Below are 24,372 nucleotides of genomic sequence, written 5' to 3'. Positions count from 1 at the left end.
ACGGATTTTCTCAAGAACTTTTCCAAAATCACCCTGCGGCGCCGCTGTTGACATGAGGTCAAGCGCGCGCGAGACCAATCATATGCGTTTGGTTCTTGCTATAGTCTCCCTGGTTTGTCTTGCCGCCCCCTCGGCAGCGCAAGATCGCGCTGAGGTTGAACGTCAGTTCCAGAACTGGCTGCAACAAGCCATATGGCCTCAGGCAAAAGCAAAGGGCGTTTCGAAACGCACATTCCAAAGTGCCTTTGACGGGGTAACACTAAACTGGGACCTTCCTGACTTGGTTCCGCCGGGCAGCTCTAAAAAGACACCCAAGCAACAACGGCAGGCCGAGTTCGGCTCACCTGGTCGTTATTTTAATGCCGAATCAGTTCAGGGTGCCACCTCCGTCGGTCGCAAGATGGCTAGGCGCCATGCGGGTACACTGGCGCGTGTCGAGGCAGAAACCGGTGTACCCGTCCGTATCATACTGGCCATCTGGGGCCGCGAAAGCGGATACGGACAAGTCCCGATCCGCCATAATGCGTTTCAGGTGCTGGGCACCAAAGGGTTTATGAGTACGCGTGCCGAGTATTTCACGGCTGAACTGATTGCTGCGCTACAGATCGCTGAATCCGGTCACGGCCAAGGCCACGCACTGAAAAGCAGTTGGGCGGGTGCCTTGGGGCAGCCTCAGTTCATGCCCACAAATTTTCTGACTTACGCGCGCGATGGCGATGGCGATGGCCGAACTGATATCTGGGGCTCAGCCTCGGACACGATTGCATCGATCGGCGCGTATCTTGACGAGCACGGATGGGTGACAGGCCGCGACTGGGGGTTCGAAGTTATCCTACCCACGACCGTTTCTTGCGCGTTGGAGGGCCCTGATCAGGGGCGGTTGATCCGCGATTGGGTCGCCATGGGCGTAAATCGCGTTTCCGGCAAACCTTTTCCTGCACATGAACTTGATGCCGAGGGCTATCTTATGATGCCTGCCGGTCGTAGCGGTCCGGCCTTTATCGTAACGCCCAATTTCTATGTCCTCAAAGACTATAACACCAGCGACCTTTATGCGCTGTTTGTGGGACATGTCGGTGATCGCATCCAATACGGAGTTGGCGATTTTCGGGGTCGTTGGGGCGATGTCGGCAATCTCTATCGTTCAGATGTCGCCAGCATGCAGCAGGTGCTTGTTCAACAGGGTCATGACGTCGGTGGCGTCGATGGCCTGCCCGGATACAAAACCCGACGCTCGATCGGGCGCTGGCAAGAGGCTTCTGGAAGCACACCAACCTGCTTCCCCGATGCCTCATTGAAGGCCGTTCTGAAGCCGTAGCAGCGTACTGATTCGCCATTTACGAGCATCAATGCGAACACATTCACCCAAGGTGATGTGTTGAGCTTCACGAAAATGTCACTGCCACGAAGTGTTTCAAAATAAAATTTTAACACCTCCGCCGGCTGCGGTTCTAATCAGCCTTTGTGGTCTTCACCCACCGCAAAACCCTTTACCTTTGCTTCAAAACTGACAGGTTCATGGGCAGTGAAAGATAGCTTTCGCATTCGGATCTCCGACATTGCCTGATGCATGAATGCCGAAATTATCGATCTTGGCACGATCTAGATCAAGGTAAAGTCCAGACAATTGCCGGAGACAAAATGGCAGACAAGCGCCCACCGCGAATGCGGTTTGGACGTTCGAAACCATACAAAATGGGAGTAAACACATGAACAAAATAATCAGAACCTCTTTGGCAGGACTGTTGTCCTCGACCATCATTACCGGTGCTGCAATTGCTGCCGGTACACATCCCGAAACCGGAGAAGCCCTGGCCGACGATCAGACCTTCACCTATCGGATTCTCGATGAACACAGCTCGGTCGACCCGCAAGTCGTAGAAGATGTGTCGGGTGCAGAAATTGTTCGCGATCTGTTTGAAGGCCTGATGAATCAGGATGAGGACGGTAACCTGGTTCCTGGTGTCGCCACCGAATTCTCGGTCAACGATACCAAGGACGTTTACACCTTTACCCTGCGCGATGAAGCGAAGTGGTCGAATGGTGATCCGGTGACCGCAGGTGACTTTGTGTATGCCTGGAAGCGCGCCGTCGATCCCGAACTTTCGTCGCCCTATGCGTGGTTCATGGAACTGATGTCGATCGAAAACGCTGCCGAGATCATCGCGGGCGAAAAACCGGTAGATGAGTTGGGTGTCAAAGCCATCGACGACAAAACGCTGGAAGTCCGCCTGAGCGCCCCCCTTCCCTATTTCCCGCAGATGACCACACATTCGACAACCTTCCCGGCACCGCAGAAAGTGATCGAAGAATTTGGTGACGCCTGGACCAAACCGGAAAACATCGTCTCGAACGGCGCTTATGTTCTGACCGAGCACCTGCCGCAGGAACGCTCGGTACGTGAACGCAACACCGCCTATTGGGACAACGATAACACCATCATCGACAAGGTCGTGGCGCTGGTCATCAATGATGAAAACGTCGCCCTGACCCGCTATTTGGCTGGCGAACTGGACCGCACCGAAATTCCAGCCGGCCAGTACCCACGTCTGAAGGAAGAGCACCCTGTAGAAGCCATCAGCTTCCCACGCCTGTGCAACTATTATTACACCTTCAACCTATCTGATGGTGGCCCCGAGGCTTTCAAGGACCCGAACGTCCGCCAAGCCCTGTCACTGGCCGTTGATCGTGCGATTATCACCGAAAAAGTGATGGCAGGCGGTCAGCCCGAAGCCTACACTTTCGCCCCCGAAGCAACCGCAGGCTTCACCGTACCGGCCGTTGAAATGGCATCCATGTCCCAAGCCGAACGCGACGAGTTGGCGAAGGAGCTACTAGCAGAAGCAGGTTATGGGCCTGACAACCCTCTGAGCTTCCAGATGGTTTATAACACCGCGGAAAACCACAAGAAGGTCGCCGTTGCGCTGAGCCAGATGTGGAAGCAGAAGCTTGGCGTGAACGCCGAACTGGCAAATATGGAGTGGAAAGTCTTCCTCGAGGAGCGCGGCAACCAAAACTTTGAGCTGGCACGTGGTGCTTGGTGCGGAGACTATAACGAAGCGTCGACCTTCCTGGACCTGCTGCAGTCGGACTCGGGCTATAATGACGGCAAATATGCCAACGCGCGCGTTGATGAGCTGCTGGCCGAGGCCAAAACCTCGGACGATCCGGCTCCGCTTTACACCGAAGTTGAACGCATCATCGCCCAAGAAACGCCTGTGATCCCGATCTATCACTACGCAGGCGTCTATATGATGGACAGCGATGTAGGCAACTGGCCGGTGAACAACGTCGAGCAGAACTGGTACTCGAAGAACCTCTACAAGCTCGCTGAATAATCGTCTTTGAACCACGCCCTGCCCCGGAAACATCCGGGGCAGGGCCAATAAACACGGGGGCATGAAATGCTTGCCTACAGTTTAAAGCGGCTGCTGGTCGCTATTCCGACGATCCTGTTATTGATCGTCGCCTGCTTTTTCCTCATGCACATCGCGCCTGGCGGGCCATTCACCTCGGAACGGCCATTGCCGCCGCAGGTTCTGGCCAATATCGAGGCGCGCTATGGATTGGACCAACCGTTGTGGAAACAGCTTTGGGACTATCTGTATAACATCGTGGTGCATTTCGATTTCGGACCGTCCTTCAAATTCAAGGATCGGGATGTGAACGACATCATCGCACAGGGTTTCCCGATTTCGCTGACCTATGGTTCGTTGTCTTTCCTGGTGGCAACTTCCGTTGGCGTCGCGCTGGGAATTGCCGCTGCAATCAAACACAATAGCTGGATTGATTACTTTGCGGTGGGTCTGGGTATTGCCGCTCAGGCGCTTCCTAACTTCATCATGGGGCCGATCCTGATCCTGACCTTTACCCTGTGGCTGGGGTGGCTGCCGGGTGGCGGCTGGCATGGCGGTCAATGGCAGTATCTGGTGATGCCGGTGATTGCGTTGGCGACCTCCTACATGGGATCGATCGCAAGGATTACGCGGTCATCGATGCTGGAGGTTCTGAACTCGAACTTCATTCGAACTGCACGGGCCAAGGGATTGCCGACAAGAACCGTGATCTGGCGCCATGCGCTTAAGCCGACATTGCTTCCCGTGGTCTCGTACCTCGGGCCGGTTTTTGTCTACGTTCTGACCGGTTCGGTTTTTGTCGACATCTATTTCTCAACCGGCGGTCTGGGGCAGGCCTATGTCGGCTCGGCTTTGTCTCGCGACTATGCTGTGCTGCTGGGGGTCACCATCCTTTACGGCGCGTTGACCGTGGTTGTGAATCTTCTGACCGACCTGGCTTATGCCTGGTTCGATCCGAAAATCCGTTACTGAGGGGCAGGCAATGCTTGGAAAATCACAAAAAGCCGCCCATCTGGCCGAGGAAATCACTGATTACACGGTCATTCAGGGGCGCTCGCTTTGGCAGGACGCACGGATACGTTTTGTCCGCAACAAGGCCGCTATGGCCAGCGTTTTCATTCTGGGTCTGATCGTGTTGTTCACGATTGTTGGCCCTTACTTCGCAGTCTGGAACAATGAAGAGATCGACTGGAACGTCATGGGGGACGTGCGCGGCATGGGTATGCCGTCCATGGAAACCGGACACTTTTTCGGCGTCGATGATCTGGGGCGCGACCTATACAGCCGTGTCATTCAGGCCACCACCACATCGCTGCTGGTCGGTTTGATCGGGGCCGCGACCGCTCTGATCGTCGGCACCTGCTATGGCATCACCGCTGGATATATTGGCGGGCGCACCGACAGTGCCATGATGCGGTTCGTGGACATCCTGCTTGCAATTCCGGCAACACTGATCATCATTTTGCTGCTTGTCGTGGCGGGAAGATCCTTTTTCATGCTGTTCATCGCCTTGGGCGCTGTTGGTTGGCTGACGATGGCACGGATTGTTCGGGGGCAAACCCTGACCCTCAAGAACCGCGAGTTTATCGAAGCCGCGCGCGCCGCCGGTGTCAGCGAATTTACCATCATGTACCGTCACATTCTGCCCAACCTGTTGGGCGTTGTGATCGTGTACGCTTCGTTACTGGTGCCCGAGATGATCCTGACGGAAAGCTTCATCTCGTTCCTCGGCCTCGGAATCTCAGAACCCTACACATCGTTGGGCCGCCTGATCGCCGAAGGGGCTGGCACCATGGCGTATGGTACGCTCTGGCAGCTGATGTTCCCACTTACTTTTTATGTCGCCATCATCATCACCATGTTCTTCATCGGTGACGGGCTGCGCGACGCTCTGGACCCGAAGGATCGCTGATATGAGTCTGTTTTCCGTGAAGGACCTGAGCGTCCGATTTGATACACCTGACGGCGTGGTTGAAGCTGTAAAAGGCATCAGTTTCGACATCAATCCCGGCGAATGTCTGGGCATCGTCGGCGAAAGTGGCTCGGGCAAAAGCCAGACGTTCATGGCAGCGATGGGGCTGTTGCCCTCCGCTGGCCATGCGTCTGGTTCTGCTTTGCTGAATGGTCAGGAGATCCTGAATCTACCTGTGAACAAAATCAACAAGATTCGTGGCTCAGACGTCGGCATGATTTTTCAGGATCCGCTGACCGCCCTGACCCCACATCTGCGGGTCGGCCAGCAGATGCGCGAAGTGCTACAGGTTCACGAAGGTTTGCAAGGCTCGGCTGCCCGCCAACGTTGCCTTGACTGGCTGAATCGCGTTCGCATCCCTGAAGCGAAACGGCGGCTGGATCAATATCCACATGAATTGTCTGGTGGCATGCGTCAGCGTGTGATGATCGCCATGTCGATGCTGTGTAATCCCAAACTTTTGATCGCGGATGAGCCGACTACTGCGTTGGATGTGACCGTTCAGGCCGACATTTTGGACCTGATGGTACGGTTGCAAAAGGATGAAGGTACGGCCATAGCTCTGATCACCCATGACATGGGCGTTGTTGCGCGCATGTGCGACAATATTCAAGTCATGCGTATGGGTGAGTTTGTGGAGGCCGGTGACACGCGCGAAGTCTTTCGTTCTCCTCAGCATGATTATACCCGAACGCTACTTGAGGCTATGCCGCGAATTGATGCGGGCGATGCTCCGAAAGCTCTTACGCAGACGGGAGAACCGCTACTGAAAGTGGATGACGTGAAGGTTCATTTCCCCATCCATGTCTCGGGAGGTCTTTTTGGGCACAAGGTACCGCTGAAAGCCGTTGATGGCGTGAGTTTCGACATCCGAAAGGGCGAGACCCTAGGTGTTGTTGGAGAATCCGGCTGTGGCAAATCCACGCTGGCCCGGGCTGTGCTGCAACTGATCGAACCCAGCGCGGGCAATGTCAGCTGGCTGGGGCATCCGATCGTCGGGCTGAAACGGGCCGAGTTGAACAAGTACCGCAAGGACTTGCAGATCGTGTTTCAGGACCCGCTGGCGAGCCTTGATCCACGGATGACGATCTCGGCCTCGATCGCAGAACCGCTGAAAACCTATCGCCCGGATCTGACCGAGCGGGAACGCAAAGAGCTGGTCGCAGAGATGATGGAGCGTGTTGGCTTGAAGGCCAACATGATCAACCGGTATCCGCACGAGCTGTCCGGGGGGCAAAACCAGCGTGTTGGAATCGCGCGTGCCATGATCAACAAACCAAAACTGATTATCTGTGACGAGGCAGTCTCTGCGCTGGATGTGTCCATTCAAGCCCAGATCGTAGGATTGTTGCGTGAACTGCAACAAGAGTTTGGCCTATCGATGATCTTCATCAGCCACGATTTGTCTGTGATACGCGCGGTTTCGAACCGGATCATGGTTCTATATCTGGGCCGCATCGTTGAATTGGGCGATGGTGAAGTGATCTGTTCCGAACCGAAACATCCTTACACTCAGTCCCTGATTTCGGCGGTTCCGATCCCTGATCCGGATGTCGAGCGCAGCCGCCAAAGGCTTAAACTACCGGGAGAATTGCCTTCTCCCATGGATCCGAAAGCAGCTTTGCGCTTTTTGCCCAGCAGATTGTCTATGGGTGAGACCGACTATGTACCTCAACTCAGTGAGATTGCCCCGGATCACTTCGTCGCCGAACACGATCCGCTTGAGGCGATTATGGCCAATGCATAAGCTTACGCGCCCGATCCAATCTATCGGGCGCGTTTTAAACTTTATTGAACAAGTGATTAGTGGATTGGTTCGGTGATCCCGCTTTCGGTCGTGTTTCGTTTTGACTCTGCCCTTAAGTTAATGGCAGATTCCAGCGAACCCGTAACAGACCAGCCGGGTGTGATTGATTGGTAGGATTTTAGATTATATGTGGGGGCTCCGGCATCACCGAGAGTCGTCGGCAATATATAGAATTAGTGAGGTAATATGGTACGCAAAGTCACCAAGGCGATATTTCCCGTAGCGGGAATGGGCACTCGGTTTCTTCCGGCGACAAAGTCGGTGCCAAAGGAAATCATGACATTGGTTGATCGTCCGCTGGTCCAATATGCCATCGACGAAGCGCGTGCGGCCGGGATCACTGAATTCATCTTCGTGACATCGCGCGGAAAATCAGCACTTGAGGACTATTTCGATCACAATCTCGTGCTGGAGCAGGACCTCAAGTCTAAGGGCAAAGACGAACTGCTTGAAGTCTTGAACGCAACCAATATGGAAAGCGGAGCGATTGCCTATATCCGTCAACACAAGGCTTTGGGATTGGGGCATGCGGTCTGGTGCGCCCGTCGACTGATCGGGGATGAACCCTTTGCCGTGATGCTGCCCGACGATGTGATTGCCGCCGACAAACCCTGCCTACAGCAGATGGTCGAAGCCTATGAGGAAACCGGCGGCAACATGGTCGCCGCGATGGAAGTTCCCAACGAAAAAACCAGCTCCTACGGTATTCTGGATACCGGCCAGAATGTTGGAACGGTTGTCCGTGCCAAAGGAATGGTGGAAAAACCGAGACCAGAGGACGCGCCATCCAATCTTGCGGTGATCGGTCGTTACATCTTAGGTCCTTCGGTTCTGTACAATCTGAACCAGAAAAAGAAGGGAAGTGGCGGCGAAATCCAACTGACCGACGCAATTGCTGAGGATATTGGCAATGGTGTCCCTGTCTTTGGCTACAAGTTTGACGGACAGCGGTTCGATTGTGGTTCAAAGGCTGGCTTTCTGCAGGCAACGGTCTCGTTCGCATTGGCTCGCGATGATCTGCGCGACGACCTGAACCAATATCTGCATGAAGTCGTGGCCTCTGATCGGGCCGCGCAGTAGGCCTAGTTGTGTCAGCTATTCCGATTTCAATTCAATAGTTTAAGCTAAAAGGTTCAGAAGGGGCAGGCACCGTGAGCATGGTCTATCCTGTAATTTTATGTGGCGGATCCGGCACTCGGCTTTGGCCGTTGTCGCGTAAAAGCTACCCCAAACAGTTTGTTCCGCTGATTGGTGAAACCAGCCTGCTGCAGCAATGTGCCGAGCGGTTGAAAGGCCCGACCGACACGCCTTACGCCAAACCTCTGATCCTGACCAACGAGGCTTTCCGCTTTGTTGTCCCTGAACAATTAATGGCCATCGGAGTCGATCCGGGTCCGATCTTGATCGAACCCGAAGGACGCAATACTGCACCTGCAGTGCTGGCCGCTGCCCTGCACCTTTCATCCACTGACCCCGACGCGATGATGCTGGTGGCCGCGTCGGATCACGTCATTCCAGACAGTGCGGCCTTTCATGCGGCCGTCGCCGAAGGGGTCCGCACAATAGCCGAGCGTGGAGATCTGGTGACGTTTGGGATCACACCCGACCGACCCGAAACCGGATATGGCTACCTTAAGCTCGCCCAAGCACCGGACTCGTCAGGCGCTTCTGTGCAACTTGACCGGTTCGTTGAAAAACCCGATCTTGAAAACGCCAGGGCAATGGTGGCTGAAGGGAGTTATCTTTGGAACTCGGGCATCTTTTTGTTCGCGGTCCGAGATATCCTTGAGGCTTTCGACCAGCATGCACATGATCTAATTGCGCCCGTTCAGAAGGCGGTTGAGCATGCACAGTGTGATCTGGGCTTCCTGCGGTTAGATCCCGAGGCCTGGGCGACAGTTCAGGACATCTCTATCGACTATGCGGTTATGGAGAAGGCCGACAATCTCAGCGTTGTCCCTTATGCCGCCGGGTGGTCAGACGTGGGCAGCTGGTCTGCCGTACAAGAGCTGAGCAACCCCGATACAGACGGCGTTGCAACTGCCGGCGAAGTGACCGCCATAGATTGTCGCAACGTGCTGGTGCGTTCTGAATCGCCCGCGCAAGAAGTTGTTGCAATGGGGTTAGAGAACGTAATCACCGTGGCTATGCCTGACGCGGTTTTGGTCGCCAGCATGGACCGGGCGCAAGACGTCAAGCAGGCCGTCGCAGCATTGAAGGCAAAAGGCGCCAAGCAGGCGGAAGCATTGCCCGTTGATCATCGCCCTTGGGGATGGTTCGAAAGCCTCGTCATCGGCGATCGGTTTCAGGTCAAACGCATTCACGTCCATCCCGGCGCTTCGCTGAGCTTGCAATCGCATCACCATCGGTCCGAGCATTGGATTGTCGTGGAAGGCACCGCCGAGGTGACTATTGACGACAAGGTACAGCTCGTGTCTGAGAATGAATCCGTCTATGTGCCGCTCGGGGCCGTGCACCGGATGATAAACCCAGGCAAAGTGCCAATGGTTCTTATCGAGGTGCAGACCGGGACCTATTTGGGTGAAGATGACATTATTCGCTACGAAGATGTCTACGCGCGTGACTGAGATCTGATTTCAAGAACTGATCCAAGTTTTGGGGCATCTGCAAGGCAGATGTCTCCATATTTCTGAGACCAAATCTTAAAAATTCGAAACCTGGGCGTTCGGCTGGGTCAGGCGGGATTTACGCACATCACGGCAGTGTGGCGCGCAATCATCATCGGACCGACACCACAGGAGGATGCCCATGCCACAGAACTCTCCCCGTCTAAATCTGCCCTATCTGCAACCCGCGCAGGCCCAAAAACATGTGACCCATAACGAAGCGCTGCGTGCGCTAGATCTGGTGGTGCAGCTAAGCGTTGCGTCCGTTAACGCGACTATCCCACCAGCTGCTCCTGATCAGGGTGAAACCTATGCATTGGGCACGTCTCCGACCGCAGCATGGTCCGGACAGGATGGAAAACTGGCGGCTTGGTTGGACAACGGGTGGCATTTCTTGACGCCCGACATGGGCTGGCGGGCTTGGGATCAAAATGCAGGGCTGTTGAAAGTCTGGGACGGGTCGGCGTGGATCGACCCGCCGGTCAATACACAGAACCTTTCCGGGATCGGCATCGCAACCGGATCAGACAGCACAAACCGTCTGGCCGTACGTAGCCCTGCCACCTTGTTGACGCATGAGGGCGCTGGCCACCAACTCAAGATCAACAAGGCTGGTGCCGGTGATACTGCCTCGCTGCTGTTTCAATCGAACTGGACCGGCCATGCCGAAATGGGCCTATCCGGCGATACAAATTTTTCAATCAAGGTCTCGCAGGATGGCGGAAGCTGGGTCGATGCTTTGCGGTTTGACGCCACAACCGGAACAGCCAGCGGAGCGGCTGTGCAAAGCAGCGCCGATGACACCACCTCGGGTCGCCTGATGCGGGCAGATTACGGGTACGGACCGGGCAATGTGCTGGGCACCGTATCCGAAAGCAGCGGCGTACCCAGCGGAGCGGTGATCGAGAGGGGCGGCAATGCAAATGGTGACTACACGCGCTTTGCTGACGGAACCCAGATTTGCACCGCCGTTCTAAGTGCGGTGGCCTGCACGACTGCAACTGGTAGTATGTTCGCCAGCGGTACCGCCAATTGGGATTTCCCTATTGCCTTTGCTGACAGCAGTTCTCCCGCTCTCAGCGGGAACGGCGGCGGTATTGGCCGATTTATGGGGTTTGACGCACCTTCAGAAACTCAAGCGACGTATCAGGTGATGGCTCCATCCTTGGACGCTACCAGTATAGCGCCAACAGTGATCGCAGTCGGTCGTTGGTACTGAATAAAGACCGTTCGGGCCATCGCCCGGACGGTTATCGTTCTTGCAAATTGGTTTCTGACCGATCCAGACAACACGCAAAGATCTGTCTTATCCTGTACCAAGATCGATACCAGGAACCCAGCTAACAACCCTATCATTTCACTCTTTGTGAAAGCGACAGATCAATGCCAGTTACAAGGCCGCCGTCCATACGCGATATCGACCCTGCCCGGTTACTTCGCGGATCAGCCCCCTATCGCTGAATTTGTCCAGATTTCGCTGTGCCGCTGCACGCGAGGCATGGGTCAGTTCTTCGGCCAGCGGGGCGGAAACCATCGGCCAAGCCGCCAATGCATCGATCAGCACGGGTGGGGTTCGACCGCTCAGGTCCGAAACGGCGTCGCGGGCGCGAGTTTCCCAAGCGCTGATCCGGTCCAGATGCAGCAACGCCGCAAGTGAGGCCTGACCCGCCCCTCGAATCCAGGCCGAAAGTTTCTCGTCCAGTGACCCAGCCCCCCGCAATGCACCTGGCCCCGACAAAGAAAGCGGCATGAACAATGCGCCACCTCGTCCCATCGCGGCCGCATGGCGGGCTGCAATGACAGCGGCTTCAGTATCCTGTCCAATGCCCGGAGACAACGCGCGCCACGCGTGAAATCCGATGGCGGCCTGGGTAACCGGGTGCAAACCGGCGACATTTCGCATGGTTTCCGCCAGATCAATCACTGCTTCGGGTGTATCTTCGAAACCTTGGGCCTGACGGTCTAGAAAAGCGGTCAGCCCGGCCTCCCATCCGCCCTCTGATGGCGCAGCACTCGACGACAGCCGCCTTACAGCCCATCCTGCCCGATATAGTGCCTGCACATCGTCGCTGGTTGCTCCGATCCGCAAACCGGTCCAAAGTGCAAGGCGGTCGACGCTGATCCGGTCGCCCGTCCACCAGCCCAGATCCGAGACCTCCATCAGGGCCAGACGGTGACCCCACCCCTTGGGACCCGCGCGCAAACGTTCATCCAAAGCTCCAAATGTGACGGCCAGATCGGCAAGTTCAGCCGATAACTCGGATTGGGCCGCACGCCAGTCCCTTGGGTCAAACAGCAAACGCTGGTCCGGTCTCGGTACAGAGGGCAGAAAATCTCCCGGGTCTTCTTCGCCGTCGGGCGGAAGGAACCACAAATCGTCGTCTTCCGGCGGATCGGTGTCATAGATGCTGCGCGGCCCTTCTTCCAAGGCCTCATCATCCGGGTCCGGTATCTGAGGGTTCGGCTTCATGTCGGGTATTCTTCGGGCATTTACCGCGGTTCACAAGTGGTTTTGCGAATTCTTGTCGCTCAGCCTGAAAACGCCTCGGTCAAAACATTTAGTTCTCCACTCAGGTCAGTTTGCGCATCGCCACCCAACAGCATATAGCCGTAGCCATCATTCGCCCATGTCGCTGTTGCAAGACCACTGAGCACCGCAAGATTCACATCCTTGACCGGTGCTCCCGCGCCTTGCCGGATCACACAAAAAGCCACCGGATTACCCTGGGCGTCAGCAAAGACCACCTGCACCAAAGGTTTACCTTTGAACGACAGTACCTGAGCACGTTTCAGATCAAGGCCCGGCAGATTTTCCAACACGTCCCGGTTCAGTGAACGACCCAACTGAGCCTCGGCCTGAACAAACTGCGCGTCCAGCGTTTGCTGAGAATTGTCCAGATCGGCAATCGTGTCCGGTGAATAAAGCGATTGATAGATCGCAGCCTGCTCCGCCCAGCCCAATGCCTGTGGTCGCGTGGCCCAGAATGTTGCAGACGCAGCAATAACAGCAACTGAGGCTGCGACCGCCAGCAAACGGAGCGGTCCGGCATTGGATTGTTGAGCGCTCGGAATGGGCAGATCGATCGAAGGCGCCTCAGTTGGAATGCCTTCAAAAGCCTGCTGCACAACCTGGGCAAATGGGTCGAGCGCCATGAGACGGTGTTCGAGTGCAGAATCCTCGGCCACCGCGTCTTCGATGGCGCGGGCTTCGGCCTCATCGAGGCTGCCTTCCAGATAGGCCAGAAGTGTTTCGTCGGAAAACTTCATTTGCCACTCCGTTGCACGGTGTCAGCCGCATCGTGCTGCATAACGGTTTTCAGTTTCTGCCGGGCATTGGAAAGCCGGCTCATGATTGTGCCGATGGGTACGTTCAGCATATCCGCAGCTTCGCGGTAGCTGTAGCCTTCGACAAACACAAGCATCACCGTTTCACGTTGCGCCTCTGGCAGCTGCATCACTTGAGTAAACACCTGAGCGGCGAAAATATTCGTTTCTGAATCAGGCCCTGTCGCGACTAATTCCGCCTCGGGCGTGACTGAAAGCGCCTGCGCCTTTCTTACGGATCGCGCCCGTATCTCGTTCAGCCATATTGAACGGCAGATCGTCATCAGCCAACTGTCCAGCCGTTCATACGAGGTGACCTGGTGGTGTTTCTCCAACGCACGCAATGCCGTCGCCTGCAACAGATCATCCGCAACGTCCGACGCACCCGACAAAGCCAGCCCAAACCGCCAGACCCGTTTCGAGTGGGTCTGGATTGCGCCGCGCACGGCTTGTTCAGTGCTCATCTCAACACTCATCGAATAAAACGCGACCTGTGTGTGTTTGCTTTGACATGGGACCGGGCCCGCTTGGTCAGAACTGTCATAGATGCTGGAGGAAAGAAATGAAACTTCTGTTCAAAACAATCACGATTGCGTCGGCTATTATTGCAGGCCCGAGTCTGGCTGCAGATTGGACACTAAACCCGGATGTGTCTCATCTGGCTTATGGAACGGTCAAGATCGATGATGTTGGAGAGGTCAATTCTTTCACCAACCTTTCGGGTCATGTCAGCGAAGATGGCAAGGTTAATATCGATATCGGTCTGTCGTCGGTCGAAACGAATATCGACATCCGTAACGAAAGGATGATCGAGTATGTGTTTCGCAAGGCCGCGACCGCGACATTGAGCGCGAATATTGATATGGACCAAGTGTCGAAGCTGGATGTGGGGGCCAGTAACACGATTGAGGTGGATGCGAAGCTGGCTCTGGCGGGGACCGAGGTGGAATTCTACACCGATATATTTGTCCTGCGTGTGGCCGAAGATACCGTCATGGTTTCAACCAACGACATGGTGTTCATCAGCACCGAGGATGCGGGCGTTTCGGCAGGCGTAGACAAGCTGATGGAGTTGGCACAACTACCCAGCATCACCCGCACCGTACCGGTGACCGCACGATTGATGTTCAGCCTCGAAGGCTGAAACCTAAGAAAAGTACGGGGTCGAATTTGGCCCCGGCTTATGCCCCCCAAGTGTCGCTTAGGCGATAGCCGCCAGGCCATGGGTCATCGGGGTCCAGCATGTGCTGGTGCGTACCCGTAATCCAGCCTCGCCCCGAGATTTCCGGGGTGATCGCCACGCGGCCGTTCAGATCATGCCGCTCTACGATACGGCAGCGAAATTCACTGTTGATGACTGAACGCGCGTGGTAGCGATCGGTCATCGTCATTTCTCCCTTGGCCAGCAAAACCGCCATCCGGGCTGAAGCACCGGTGCCACAAGGTGAACGATCCAGCTTACCCGGTTTGATGGCGACAGTATTACGTCCGATGAGAATATCGCCCTGACGATCGAGCGGGCCTGCAATCTGGCAGAACGAAATGTGGCTCCAGTCTTTAGTAGGGTGATCGAAGCCAAGCTGCTCATTGGCGGCATCGGTGATACGCGCGCCAGTCCTTGCAAGATCAGCCCCTTCATCAGGGGTAAGCTCGAAACCCAGATCGGCGGCATCGACAATTGCAAAACTGTCGCCACCAAACGCGGTATCCACGCGCAACGTCCCGATGCCCTCAACCTCGATCCGGGCATCCAGCTTGTCGACGAAACTTGGCACATTATGCACAAAGATACGTTCGGCCTTGCCATTTCGGCATTCGGCGCGGACGCGGATCAACCCTCCTGGGGCTTCCAATGTCAGATGGGTTTCAGGCTCGTGCATCGGAAGAATGCCACTGTCCAACAGAACCGTTGAGACACAAATCGAGTTGGAGCCTGACATCGGTGGCGTGTCTTCTGGTTCCATGATGATGAACGCTGCATCCGCCTCGGGTTTTTTTGGTGGAACCAGAAGATTCACATGGCGAAAGACGCCGCCGCGAGGTTCATTCAGCATGAAATCCCGCAATGTCTGGTCTTCAGCGATAAAGGTCCTTTGGTCCCATATCGTCTCTCCCGGAGGCGGAGCGACACCACCGACGATAACGTCGCCCACTTCGCCTTCAGCATGGGCCGAGATTACATGGATGGTTTTGGAACTGCGCATAAAGCCTCCGAAAAGCCGATGGATAATGCGCAGTCATGCAAAACAGATCCGGTCTGGCAAGCCCTATCGCAGCCGCTGACCCGTCTCGGGATCGAACAGCATCGCACGCTCAGGACGAACCGAAAGCCCGATGCGGTCACCGGTCGTACTGCGTTGGTCTTCCCGTTCTTCCACAATCAGCTTATCGCCATTTGGCGTCAGCAGATAAGAATATGAAACACCACCGAGCGCTTCGGTCAGATCAACTGTGCAGGTGTCACCGTTTCGATCCACCTGAATATGCTCGGGGCGAATACCCAATGTTACTTTCGTCGCTCCTTTGGGAACGCTCTCGGTGACCGGGACATCATCAGTAAGTGCAGGGTGCCGCACCATGCCGTCCACGACATCGCACTCAAGGAAGTTCATTGCAGGAGACCCGATGAAACCCGCCACGAACTTATTGTCGGGGTCGCGATACAGGTCCATAGGGGCTCCCACTTGCTCAATCCGACCGTCGCGCAATACCACAATCTTGTCGGCCATGGTCATCGCCTCAACCTGATCGTGCGTAACATAGATCATCGTCGCGCCGATTTCCTGATGAAGCCGCGCAATTTCAACCCGCATTTCCACGCGAAGTTCTGCATCCAGATTCGAGAGCGGTTCGTCGAACAGGAACACCTCGGGGCCGCGCACAATGGCACGCCCGATCGCGACCCGCTGACGCTGACCGCCGGACAACGCTTTGGGTTTGCGTTTCAGATATTGGTCGAGCTTCAGAATATTTGACGCTTCCTGAACCTTCTGATCGATCTCGGCCTTGGCAACACCGTTCATCCGCAGACCAAATCCCATGTTCTCGGCCACGGTCATATGAGGATAGAGCGCATAGGTTTGAAAAACCATCGCCACTCCGCGTTTGGCAGGATCCACATGCGTGACTTCACGTGCGCCGATATGGATTTCCCCGTCCGAGGTTTCTTCCAAACCCGCGATCATCCTCAACAGCGTGGACTTACCGCAGCCCGAGGGGCCCACGAACACGCAAAACTCACCATCTTCAATCTGCAGATCAATCCCGTGAATGACCTGCGTCTGGCCATACCGTTTGATCGCGCCTTTCAGGGTTACACCTGTCATGTTGCTTGCATCCTATTCTGTTGGCCCTCGGGGAACCGCCACGCCTGTGCTTCTGTGCCGATCTGTTCAGCGACGCGCCGGACGCGCGGCACCCAAGATTGCAATTGCTCGAAATCCATTCGCCCAGTCGATCCTGTCACCGAAAGGGCCCCCAACATGCGGCCCCCGTTAGTCAGAATCGGGCAGGCAATGCAGATGATGCCGGGCTCATGCTCTTCATCATCAACTGCGTAACCACGGCTGCGGATCTTAACGAGATCAGCCCGCAATGCCTTTTCCGAGGCCAAGGTCTTGTCAGTGAACCGATGAAAGCTTTGTTGCGAGATCGTCTTTTCCAACTGTGCCTCGTCCAAATAGGCCATCATCGCTTTGCCAACGCCTGTGCAATAGGCCGGGCCGACCTTGCCGGCCTCAGAATACATCTCAATTGGTCGTTGCGCGTTGCGCTTATCCACATAAAGCACCTGCCCGGAATCAAGTTGCGCCAAGTGCACGGTCTCCCCTGTCTCGGCGCTGAGAGCGTCCAGGAAAGGCCGCGCAATTGGAGCTAATGAGCTATGCGTCCATGCCGAATGTGCCAGTCGCACCAATCGCATACCTGGCGAATAGGTCTGCCGTTCCGGTTCGTAGTGCAGCATGCCCTGATTGGTTAGCGACTGCAGAAAACGGTATAGCGTCGCCTTGGGAAATTCACTGCGTTCCAGCAATTCCCCGAACCGCACCGGGCGTTCGAAGGCCGCGACCTGTTCCAGCACGTCACATGCTTTTCCTATTGTTCCGTCACCTGCCACGGGTGCCTGTTCTCCTCCACTTTCCCTCGGCTTTGGGCACGAGGGTCTTGACAAGAGTAGCCGAGTCGATGTGTAGTTTTCAATATATAAAACAAGGTTTCAATATTTGAGACCAATATGGAAGCTTAAGGGAGGAAACTATGCATTCCATGTTCAAGCGCACAGCGGCTGCTTTGGCTGCCAGTGTGGCACTTGCTGCGCCCGTCGCGGCAGAGCTGACCGGCGAGCTGCGAATCTTCCTCGATACGTCCAACCCGGCGCCGCGCGCGACGATGGAAGCGATGATCGAGCGATTCGCGGCCGAACATCCCGGTCTGGAAATCGAAACCACCGTGATCGACCGTGAGGCCTACAAGACCCAGATTCGCAACTTCCTGACGGCTGACACGCCAGACGTTGCCACCTGGTATGCAGCCAACCGGATGAAGCCTTATGTTGAAGCGGGTCTGTTCGAAGACGTCTCGGACCTGTGGGCTGAACCTGAAATCGCCGACAATCTGGCCTCGACCAAAGGTGCGATGACCATTGATGGCAAACAGTGGGGTGTTCCGTACACCTACTATCAATGGGGCGTTTATTACCGCAAAGACATCTTTGATGAGCTGGGTCTGACCGAGCCGACCACTTGGGAAGAAGAACTGGCCAATTGCCAGAAGATCGTCGATTCCGGCCGCGCCTGTTATACCATCGGCACCAAGTTCCTGTGGACAGCAGGTGGCTGGTTTGACTACCTGAACATGCGCACCAACGGGTTCGACTTTCACAATCAACTCGCAAATGGCGAGATCAGCTGGGAAGACGACCGGGTTAAGCAGACCTTCGCCAACTGGAAACAGCTGATCGACATGGGCGCATTCATTGACAACCACCAGACCTATAGCTGGCAAGAAGCCCTGCCCTTTATGGTCAACGGTGAGGCCGCCGCCTATCTGATGGGTAACTTCGCAGTGGCTCCGCTGCGTGAAGCAGGCCTAACCGACGATCAGTTGGACTTCTATCAGTTTGTCGCCATCAACCCTGATGTTGAACTGGCTGAAGACGCGCCGACCGATACGTTCCATATCCCGGCCAATGCCTCGAACAAGGAAGCCGCGCGTGAGTTCCTGCGTTTCGCAGTCTCTGCGGACGAACAGACCGAAATCAACAACGGTGCAAACCTCGGCCAGTTGCCTGTGAACGCGCAATCTGCAGTGGACGACGACAAGTTCCTGCAGCAGGGCTTTGTCATGCTATCGTCTAACAGCCCCGGCGGTGTTGCACAGTTCTGGGACCGCGACGCACCAGCGGAAATGGCAAAAGTGTCGATGGAAGGCTTCCAGGAATTCATGGTCAAGCCGGACAACGCTGACAAGATTCTGGCCAAGCTGGAACGTGCGCGCGAGCGCATCTACGACAACTAAATCTTGTCCAGGGTCGGGCTGAAGCCCGGCCTACACCTTGCACAATAGTAGGGCGGGCTTCAGCCCGCCTTCACCCACCAGATCCGAGATGCCCATGACCGCTGCCGTTGACGCCCCCGAGCAAGAAAGCTGGTTCCACAGAAACCAACAGCGCATCGCGCCCTGGCTGTTTTTGGCTCCGGGTCTGTTGTTCTTCATGGTCTATGTGATCATCCCGGTCTTTCAGTCTTTCAATCTGTCTCTTTATGAATGGGACGGTTTAGGTGCAGCTGAATATGTCGGCTTTCGAAACTATGAAGATCTGTATTGGGAATGGGTGGACCGCGACGCTTTCTACATCTCGCTAAAGAACAACCTGATCTGGCTGATCCTGTATCTGGCCGCAATCCCTGCAGGCTTGTTTATTGCACTGTTCCTAAACCAGACGGTCTGGGGCATCCGCCTCTACAAGTCTTTGTTCTTCTTTCCCTTCGTCATCTCTCAGGTCGTCGTTGGGCTAGTATTCACATGGTTCTACGACCCAACCTTCGGCCTTCTAAATGAATTCCTAAGCCTCTTTGGCCTCGGTCCACTGAACGTGCTGGGGGATGAGCGCTTCGTAACCTACGGCATCATCTTCGCAGGTCTATGGCCACAAACGGCCTATTGCATGATCCTCTACCTCACCGGCCTGAACGCCGTCGACCCCGAACAGATCGAAGCCGGGCGTCTGGACGGCGCAAAAGGTGGGCGAATGCTGTGGCATATTATTCTGCCGCAGCTGCGCCCGGCAACCTTCATCGCATTCGTTGTGACAATCATCGGCGCGCTGCGCAGCTTTGACCTGATCTCGATCATGACACAGGGCGGTCCTTTTGGTTCGTCCCGCGTGCTGGCCTACTACATGTTCGAGGTCGCGCTGTCCGAATACGGCTTCCGCATGGGATATGGCGCAGCTATCGCTGTGATCCTGTTCCTGATTATGCTCTGCTTCATCGCCTACTTCCTGTGGTCGATGTACCGCGAAGAAAGGGGGCACTGAGATGTTTCCCAAACCGATCGAAAAACAACCCCGCGCAGCGCAGATCACCTATCAGGCGATGTTGCCTCTGGCACTGCTACTATGGCTGGGGCCCCTTTTGGCGGTCGCGCTTTTCTCGGTCAAACCTGCCGCAGACTTCACCAATGCGAATTACTGGGGGATGCCGTCCAGTTTTGAGGGCGCGTTCAACTATGGTCAGGTCTTTTTCAATTCGGATATGCCACGCTACTTGATGAACTCGTTCCTGATCACCGTACCAACGGTAATCGGGGCCGTTGCGCTCAGTTGCATGACAGGCTTCGCGCTGGGGATCTACAAATTCAAATCGAACCTCTGGATCTTCTTCATGTTTGTGGCGGGCAATTTCGTACCCTTCCAGATCCTGATGGTCCCTGTGCGCGATCTCACGCTGGAGTTGGGCCTTTACAACACCAAAACAGGGCTTGTGCTATTCCACATCGCCTTCCAGACCGGGTTCTGCACGCTCTTCATGCGCAACTTCATCCGCGCCCTGCCATTCGAACTGATCGAGGCCGCACGGGTCGAGGGCATTAGCGAATGGCGAATCTTCTGGTACGTCGTTCTACCACTGATGAAACCGGCCATCGCCGCACTCAGTGTCCTGATTTTCACCTTCATCTGGAACGACTATTTCTGGGCTGTTGTTCTGACCCAAGGGGCCGAAAGCCAGCCCGTGACAGCCGGGATCACCAGCTTTAACGCGCAATTTCGCGCTGCCTATCAGTTGATGAGTGCCGGTTCTATAGTGGCAGCCCTGCCGCCGGTTGCCATGTTCTTCCTGATGCAGAAACACTTCATCGCGGGCCTGACCCTCGGTGCCGTAAAATAACGTCAAACCAGAGGTTTACCTCATGACCAAGATCACCTTTGTAGGTGCAGGTTCCACGATCTTCATGCAGAACATCGTGGGCGACGCCCTGCTCACCCCTGCCCTTGCAGACAGCCACTTTGCGCTGATGGATATCGATCCGGTGCGCTTGGCCGAAAGCGAAGCTGTAGCCAAGGCCATGATCCGCTCAGTCGGCACGGGTGCAACCGTCTCAACCCACACGGATCGTCGCGCGGCGCTGGACGGCGCAGATTTCGTGATCACTGCCTTTCAGGTTGGAGGGTATGAGCCTTGCACGGTGACAGATTTTGAAATCCCAAAACAATATGGCCTGCGTCAGACTATCGCCGATACGCTGGGTGTTGGTGGCATTATGCGCGGCCTGCGCACTGTGCCCGTTCTGTGGGGCGTCGCGCAGGACATGATGCAGTTGTGCCCCAATGCAACGCTGCTGCAATACGTGAATCCGATGGCCATCAACACCTGGTCTCTGGCTGAGCGCTTCCCTAATCTGAAACATGTCGGCCTGTGCCATTCTGTCCAGAATACGGTCGAAGAACTGGCGCATGATCTAGACCTGCCCAAGGCGGACTTTCGCTACAAAGTTGCCGGTATCAATCACGTCGCGTTCTTCCTCAAGCTCGAGCATGAAGGCCGCGATCTGTATCCGGCTTTGCGTCAGGGCTATCGCGCCGGGCATTTACCCAAGCCTCCGCTGCTAATGCCGCGCTGTCCAAACAAAGTCCGGTACGAAGTGATGGACCATCTTGGATACTTCTGCACCGAAAGTTCCGAGCATTTTGCAGAATACGTTCCTTGGTTCATCAAAGACGGTCGCAATGACCTGATCGAACAGTTCAGCATACCGCTGGACGAATACCCGACCCGCTGTGTCGAGCAGGTGGCCAGTTGGAAGGAACAGGCCAAGACCCTGACAGATGGTCGGAACATCGAAGTAACCCGAAGCCATGAATTCGCCGCCGACCTTATGAACGCAATCGTGACAGACACGCCGTACACAGCTTACGGCAACCTGCCGAATACGGGTCAGATTCCGCAACTACCCCTAGGTGCAGCGGTTGAAACGCCGTGTCTGGTTGACTCGAATGGCGTCCAACCTTCCGTGGTCACGGATATCCCGCCACAACTGATCGCGTTGATGCGGACCCAGATCAACGTACAAGAGCTAACGGTTCGTGCGCTGACCGAAGAAAACCCCGAATACATCTATCACGCCGCAATGATGGATCCCCATACTGCGGCCGAGCTGGATCTGCGCCAAATTCGCAGCCTCGTCACCGATCTGCTTTCTGCCCATGGCGATTGGCTGCCAGATTGGTGCCGTCCAGCCCGCGCAGCTTGATCTTCGTCTTCTCTAAAAACACTCAATTCCAACGCCAGACAGACAGAGCCAATAATGACCAAGAAACGCCGTTCACAGCATTGGTATGGAAAACTCGATAAGGACGGGTTCATTCACCGGTCCTGGATGAAAAACCAGGGCTTTCCGGATCACGCTTTTGACGGGCGCCCCATCATCGGCATCTGCAACACATGGTCGGAACTGACGCCCTGCAATTCGGGCCTTCGTGATCTGGCCGAAGGCGTGAAACGGGGCGTGTGGGAGGCCGGCGGCTTTCCAGTGGAATTCCCCGTTATGTCGCTGGGCGAGACCCAGATGAAACCCACCGCCATGCTGTTTCGCAACCTGCTGGCGATGGATGTCGAGGAATCGATCCGCGCCTATGGTATCGACGGCGTTGTCCTGCTGGGTGGATGCGACAAGACCACCCCGGGGCAGCTGATGGGTGCAGCCTCGGTCGATTTACCGTCCATCGTGGTTAGCTCTGGCCCGATGCTGAACGGCAAATACCGGGGTCTGGATATCGGCTCGGGCACAGATGTCTGGAAGTTTTCCGAGGCTGTTCGTGCCGGAGAAATGACACTTCAGGATTTCATGAACGCTGAATCAGGCATGTCGCGTAGCGCGGGTGTGTGCATGACTATGGGCACCGCTAGTACTATGGCCTCATTGGTTGAGGCGATGGGCATGTCTCTGCCCACCAACGCCGCACTGCCCGCCGTTGATGCCCGCCGCATGGCACTGGCGCATCTGACCGGCAAACGCATTGTCGAGATGGTGGACGAGGACCTCAAGCCATCAGATATCCTGACCAGGGAGGCGTTTGAGAATGCCATCCTCGCCAATGCAGCCGTCGGAGGATCGACAAACGCAGTGGTCCACCTGTTGGCACTTGCAGGTCGCGTGGGTGTCGACTTGACGTTGAAAGACTTTGAAATCGGATCGGAAATCCCCCTGCTGGTCAATTGCATGCCTTCTGGCAAATACCTGATGGAGGATTTTTGTTATGCAGGCGGTGTGCCAGTGGTTCTGAGCGAGCTCAAACCTTTCCTGCGCCCGGCAAGAACAGTTCTGAACAAGGACATCTCAGCCCACTGTGAAGGGGCTGAGTGTTTCAACACAGACGTCATCCGCCCATTTGACGATCCGGTAAAACCCGCCGCAGGCCTGCGGGTTCTGCACGGCAATCTTGCGCCCAACGGGGCAATCGTGAAGCCTTCGGCGGCCACAGATGCACTGCTGGAAACCGAGGCCGAAGCATACGTTTTTGAGAGCATCGAAGATCTGAAAGCCAATATCGACCGCGACAACCTACCAGTTACACCTGAGACCATTCTGGTTCTCAAAGGTTGTGGTCCCAAGGGCTATCCCGGGATGCCTGAGGTTGGGAACATGCCAATTCCGGCCAAGCTGGTAAAAGACGGCGTGCGCGACATGATCCGTATCTCGGACGCGCGTATGTCTGGTACTGCATTCGGGACAGTTATCCTGCATGTCAGCCCTGAGGCTCAGGCCGGTGGTACGTTGGCGTTGGTCAAAACCGGTGACCGTATTCGCGTGTCCGCCAGCAAGGGCGAGCTGCAGCTGCTGGTCGACGAAAAGGAACTGGACGCCCGCCGCGCCCTGTGGCAACCGGACGATCCGCATTACTCGCGCGGGTATGCGAAGCTTTATATCGACCACGTGTTGCAGGCTGATCGCGGCGCGGACCTTGATTTCCTTGTGGGCAAAGACACGCGCCTAGTGACGAGAGAGAGCCACTGATGGATCAACCTGCTACATTTCAAGACCTCAACGGAGCCTCTGTTTATATCACCGGCGGCGGTTCGGGCGTTGGTGCAGCGTTGACTGACGGGTTCATGGCCCAAGGGGCTAAAGTTGCCTTTATCGGTCGGTCAGATGCCGGTGAATTTGTCGAACAGATGCGTGACAAGCATGGCCGCGCCCCCTTGTTCCTGCAGGGTGACATGACTGATACCGAGCTGTTGCACGCCACCATGGCCAAAGCAGCTGAAGCCCATGGCCCGATTAAAGTGCTGGTCAACAACGCCGCGAATGACAAGCGGCACTCACTTGAAGAATCTACAACCGAGTTCTGGGACTGGATGATCGAAGTCAACCTAAAGGCCTATTATTTTGCCTGTCAGGAAGCCGCGCGACAGATGAAGGACAAAGGCGGTTCGATCATCAATTTCAGTTCGATCAGTTACCTGATGGGGAACGCAGGTTATCCAATCTATACAAGTTCAAATGCGGCAATCACCGGCATGACACGCTCGTTGGCGCGTGAACTTGGGCCACATAAAATTCGCGTCAACGCGCTGGCACCGGGATGGGTTCTGACACAGAAACAGCTGGACATGTGGGCCACACCCGAAGATCTGGCTGCGCATATGGATCGCCAGAGCCTGAAAGAGCATCTGACGCCCGAAGACATGATCGCACCAACCCTGTTTCTGGCTTCAAGCGCAAGCCGTGCAATGACCGGGCAGTGCATGGTGGTTGACGGCGGCGTGGTAGGAACGGGGTGATGCT

At 55.8% G+C, this 24,372-nt stretch carries 21 protein-coding genes; 15 read left to right on the top strand and 6 right to left on the bottom strand.

Annotation, left to right across the window (positions count from 1 at the left end; all coding sequences use genetic code 11):
- Positions 1-82: 82 nt before the first annotated feature.
- The 8 genes from ACR0DK_RS07425 (at position 83) to ACR0DK_RS07390 (ending at position 10,981) form a co-directional block, all read left to right on the top strand.
- On the top strand, positions 83-1,318 hold the full coding sequence (locus tag ACR0DK_RS07425) for a lytic murein transglycosylase (RefSeq protein WP_480735468.1): 1,236 nt from the start codon (positions 83-85) through the stop codon (positions 1,316-1,318).
- A gap of 391 nt (positions 1,319-1,709) precedes the next feature.
- Positions 1,710-3,338, top strand: coding sequence for a peptide ABC transporter substrate-binding protein (locus ACR0DK_RS07420; protein ID WP_170407804.1), 1,629 nt, complete (start codon positions 1,710-1,712; stop codon positions 3,336-3,338).
- A gap of 66 nt (positions 3,339-3,404) precedes the next feature.
- Positions 3,405-4,328 carry an oligopeptide ABC transporter permease OppB gene (gene oppB / locus ACR0DK_RS07415; RefSeq protein ID WP_170422826.1) on the top strand — a complete coding sequence of 308 codons (924 nt, stop codon included), beginning with the start codon at positions 3,405-3,407 and terminating at the stop codon, positions 4,326-4,328.
- Between the two features lie 10 nt (positions 4,329-4,338).
- Complete coding sequence (locus ACR0DK_RS07410) at positions 4,339-5,268, top strand: ABC transporter permease subunit (protein ID WP_170732730.1); 930 nt, start codon at positions 4,339-4,341, stop codon at positions 5,266-5,268.
- 1 nt (position 5,269) lies between these two features.
- Positions 5,270-7,075, top strand: coding sequence for an ABC transporter ATP-binding protein (locus ACR0DK_RS07405; RefSeq protein WP_480735465.1), 1,806 nt, complete (start codon positions 5,270-5,272; stop codon positions 7,073-7,075).
- 246 nt (positions 7,076-7,321) lie between these two features.
- Complete coding sequence (gene galU / locus ACR0DK_RS07400) at positions 7,322-8,215, top strand: UTP--glucose-1-phosphate uridylyltransferase GalU (protein ID WP_170394477.1); 894 nt, start codon at positions 7,322-7,324, stop codon at positions 8,213-8,215.
- Positions 8,216-8,292: 77 nt separating this feature from the next.
- Positions 8,293-9,723 (top strand): mannose-1-phosphate guanylyltransferase/mannose-6-phosphate isomerase, encoded by a 1,431-nt coding sequence (locus ACR0DK_RS07395; protein ID WP_480735463.1) that lies wholly within the window; start codon positions 8,293-8,295, stop codon positions 9,721-9,723.
- A 181-nt stretch (positions 9,724-9,904) separates the two neighbouring features.
- A complete protein-coding gene (locus ACR0DK_RS07390; RefSeq protein ID WP_170646939.1) occupies positions 9,905-10,981 on the top strand; it encodes a DUF2793 domain-containing protein in 1,077 nt (358 codons plus the stop codon).
- Positions 10,982-11,152: 171 nt separating this feature from the next.
- Here ACR0DK_RS07390 and ACR0DK_RS07385 read toward each other — a convergent pair whose 3' ends face one another.
- The 3 genes from ACR0DK_RS07385 to ACR0DK_RS07375 are packed head-to-tail and all read right to left on the bottom strand — an operon-like array spanning position 11,153 to position 13,550.
- Positions 11,153-12,232, bottom strand: a complete 1,080-nt coding sequence (locus tag ACR0DK_RS07385; protein ID WP_480735461.1) for a helix-turn-helix domain-containing protein — start codon at positions 12,230-12,232, stop codon at positions 11,153-11,155.
- Positions 12,233-12,291: 59 nt separating this feature from the next.
- Positions 12,292-13,029, bottom strand: coding sequence for an anti-sigma factor (locus tag ACR0DK_RS07380; RefSeq protein WP_480735459.1), 738 nt, complete (start codon positions 13,027-13,029; stop codon positions 12,292-12,294).
- Complete coding sequence (locus tag ACR0DK_RS07375; RefSeq protein ID WP_480735458.1) at positions 13,026-13,550, bottom strand: RNA polymerase sigma factor; 525 nt, start codon at positions 13,548-13,550, stop codon at positions 13,026-13,028. The genes ACR0DK_RS07380 and ACR0DK_RS07375 overlap by 4 nt, the downstream gene beginning before the upstream one ends.
- 98 nt (positions 13,551-13,648) lie before the next feature.
- Between ACR0DK_RS07375 and ACR0DK_RS07370 the strand changes: the two genes are divergently transcribed.
- A complete protein-coding gene (locus ACR0DK_RS07370; protein WP_480735456.1) occupies positions 13,649-14,230 on the top strand; it encodes a YceI family protein in 582 nt (193 codons plus the stop codon).
- Between the two features lie 37 nt (positions 14,231-14,267).
- Here the strand turns inward: ACR0DK_RS07370 and ACR0DK_RS07365 are convergent, their stop codons facing one another.
- The 3 genes from ACR0DK_RS07365 to ACR0DK_RS07355 form a co-directional block, all read right to left on the bottom strand.
- Positions 14,268-15,290 carry a trans-3-hydroxy-L-proline dehydratase gene (locus tag ACR0DK_RS07365; RefSeq protein ID WP_480735454.1) on the bottom strand — a complete coding sequence of 341 codons (1,023 nt, stop codon included), beginning with the start codon at positions 15,288-15,290 and terminating at the stop codon, positions 14,268-14,270.
- A 63-nt stretch (positions 15,291-15,353) separates the two neighbouring features.
- On the bottom strand, positions 15,354-16,412 hold the full coding sequence (locus ACR0DK_RS07360; RefSeq protein ID WP_170407775.1) for an ABC transporter ATP-binding protein: 1,059 nt from the start codon (positions 16,410-16,412) through the stop codon (positions 15,354-15,356).
- The gene (locus ACR0DK_RS07355) at positions 16,409-17,203 is read right to left on the bottom strand and encodes an IclR family transcriptional regulator (protein ID WP_170394450.1); all 795 of its coding nucleotides are present in this window, start codon (positions 17,201-17,203) and stop codon (positions 16,409-16,411) included. The genes ACR0DK_RS07360 and ACR0DK_RS07355 overlap by 4 nt, the downstream gene beginning before the upstream one ends.
- Before the next feature lie 140 nt (positions 17,204-17,343).
- Here ACR0DK_RS07355 and ACR0DK_RS07350 point away from each other — a divergent pair, with 140 nt between their 5' ends.
- From ACR0DK_RS07350 to ACR0DK_RS07325, 6 genes are all read left to right on the top strand, one after another.
- Positions 17,344-18,603, top strand: coding sequence for an ABC transporter substrate-binding protein (locus tag ACR0DK_RS07350; protein ID WP_170394448.1), 1,260 nt, complete (start codon positions 17,344-17,346; stop codon positions 18,601-18,603).
- A gap of 94 nt (positions 18,604-18,697) precedes the next feature.
- Complete coding sequence (locus ACR0DK_RS07345) at positions 18,698-19,624, top strand: carbohydrate ABC transporter permease (RefSeq protein ID WP_170394445.1); 927 nt, start codon at positions 18,698-18,700, stop codon at positions 19,622-19,624.
- 1 nt (position 19,625) lies between these two features.
- Complete coding sequence (locus tag ACR0DK_RS07340; RefSeq protein ID WP_170394442.1) at positions 19,626-20,474, top strand: carbohydrate ABC transporter permease; 849 nt, start codon at positions 19,626-19,628, stop codon at positions 20,472-20,474.
- Between the two features lie 22 nt (positions 20,475-20,496).
- Positions 20,497-21,837 carry an alpha-galactosidase gene (gene melA / locus ACR0DK_RS07335; RefSeq protein WP_480735450.1) on the top strand — a complete coding sequence of 447 codons (1,341 nt, stop codon included), beginning with the start codon at positions 20,497-20,499 and terminating at the stop codon, positions 21,835-21,837.
- Between the two features lie 54 nt (positions 21,838-21,891).
- Entirely contained in the window at positions 21,892-23,601 is a 1,710-nt protein-coding gene (locus ACR0DK_RS07330; protein ID WP_480735448.1) for an IlvD/Edd family dehydratase, read from the top strand.
- A complete protein-coding gene (locus ACR0DK_RS07325; RefSeq protein ID WP_170625528.1) occupies positions 23,601-24,368 on the top strand; it encodes an SDR family NAD(P)-dependent oxidoreductase in 768 nt (255 codons plus the stop codon). The genes ACR0DK_RS07330 and ACR0DK_RS07325 overlap by 1 nt, the downstream gene beginning before the upstream one ends.
- The last annotated feature ends 4 nt before the right edge of the window (positions 24,369-24,372 follow it).

It is taken from the genome of Ruegeria sp. CE6, assembly GCF_056537485.1.
The sequence above is the reverse complement of the archived record's forward strand: the minus strand, read 5'-3'. Positions and strand labels throughout refer to the sequence as shown.

Bases quoted from the DNA above. Each gene is read 5' to 3' on its own strand.
- ACR0DK_RS07425 (WP_480735468.1), top strand. From the start codon at position 83: ATGCGTTTGGTTCTTGCTATAGTCTCCCTGGTTTGTCTTGCCGCCCCC.
- ACR0DK_RS07420 (WP_170407804.1), top strand. From the start codon at position 1,710: ATGAACAAAATAATCAGAACCTCTTTGGCAGGACTGTTGTCCTCGACC.
- oppB (WP_170422826.1), top strand. From the start codon at position 3,405: ATGCTTGCCTACAGTTTAAAGCGGCTGCTGGTCGCTATTCCGACGATC.
- ACR0DK_RS07410 (WP_170732730.1), top strand. From the start codon at position 4,339: ATGCTTGGAAAATCACAAAAAGCCGCCCATCTGGCCGAGGAAATCACT.
- ACR0DK_RS07405 (WP_480735465.1), top strand. From the start codon at position 5,270: ATGAGTCTGTTTTCCGTGAAGGACCTGAGCGTCCGATTTGATACACCT.
- galU (WP_170394477.1), top strand. From the start codon at position 7,322: ATGGTACGCAAAGTCACCAAGGCGATATTTCCCGTAGCGGGAATGGGC.
- ACR0DK_RS07395 (WP_480735463.1), top strand. From the start codon at position 8,293: ATGGTCTATCCTGTAATTTTATGTGGCGGATCCGGCACTCGGCTTTGG.
- ACR0DK_RS07390 (WP_170646939.1), top strand. From the start codon at position 9,905: ATGCCACAGAACTCTCCCCGTCTAAATCTGCCCTATCTGCAACCCGCG.
- ACR0DK_RS07385 (WP_480735461.1), bottom strand. From the start codon at position 12,232: ATGAAGCCGAACCCTCAGATACCGGACCCGGATGATGAGGCCTTGGAA.
- ACR0DK_RS07380 (WP_480735459.1), bottom strand. From the start codon at position 13,029: ATGAAGTTTTCCGACGAAACACTTCTGGCCTATCTGGAAGGCAGCCTC.
- ACR0DK_RS07375 (WP_480735458.1), bottom strand. From the start codon at position 13,550: ATGAGCACTGAACAAGCCGTGCGCGGCGCAATCCAGACCCACTCGAAA.
- ACR0DK_RS07370 (WP_480735456.1), top strand. From the start codon at position 13,649: ATGAAACTTCTGTTCAAAACAATCACGATTGCGTCGGCTATTATTGCA.
- ACR0DK_RS07365 (WP_480735454.1), bottom strand. From the start codon at position 15,290: ATGCGCAGTTCCAAAACCATCCATGTAATCTCGGCCCATGCTGAAGGC.
- ACR0DK_RS07360 (WP_170407775.1), bottom strand. From the start codon at position 16,412: ATGACAGGTGTAACCCTGAAAGGCGCGATCAAACGGTATGGCCAGACG.
- ACR0DK_RS07350 (WP_170394448.1), top strand. From the start codon at position 17,344: ATGCATTCCATGTTCAAGCGCACAGCGGCTGCTTTGGCTGCCAGTGTG.
- ACR0DK_RS07345 (WP_170394445.1), top strand. From the start codon at position 18,698: ATGACCGCTGCCGTTGACGCCCCCGAGCAAGAAAGCTGGTTCCACAGA.
- ACR0DK_RS07340 (WP_170394442.1), top strand. From the start codon at position 19,626: ATGTTTCCCAAACCGATCGAAAAACAACCCCGCGCAGCGCAGATCACC.
- melA (WP_480735450.1), top strand. From the start codon at position 20,497: ATGACCAAGATCACCTTTGTAGGTGCAGGTTCCACGATCTTCATGCAG.
- ACR0DK_RS07330 (WP_480735448.1), top strand. From the start codon at position 21,892: ATGACCAAGAAACGCCGTTCACAGCATTGGTATGGAAAACTCGATAAG.
- ACR0DK_RS07325 (WP_170625528.1), top strand. From the start codon at position 23,601: ATGGATCAACCTGCTACATTTCAAGACCTCAACGGAGCCTCTGTTTAT.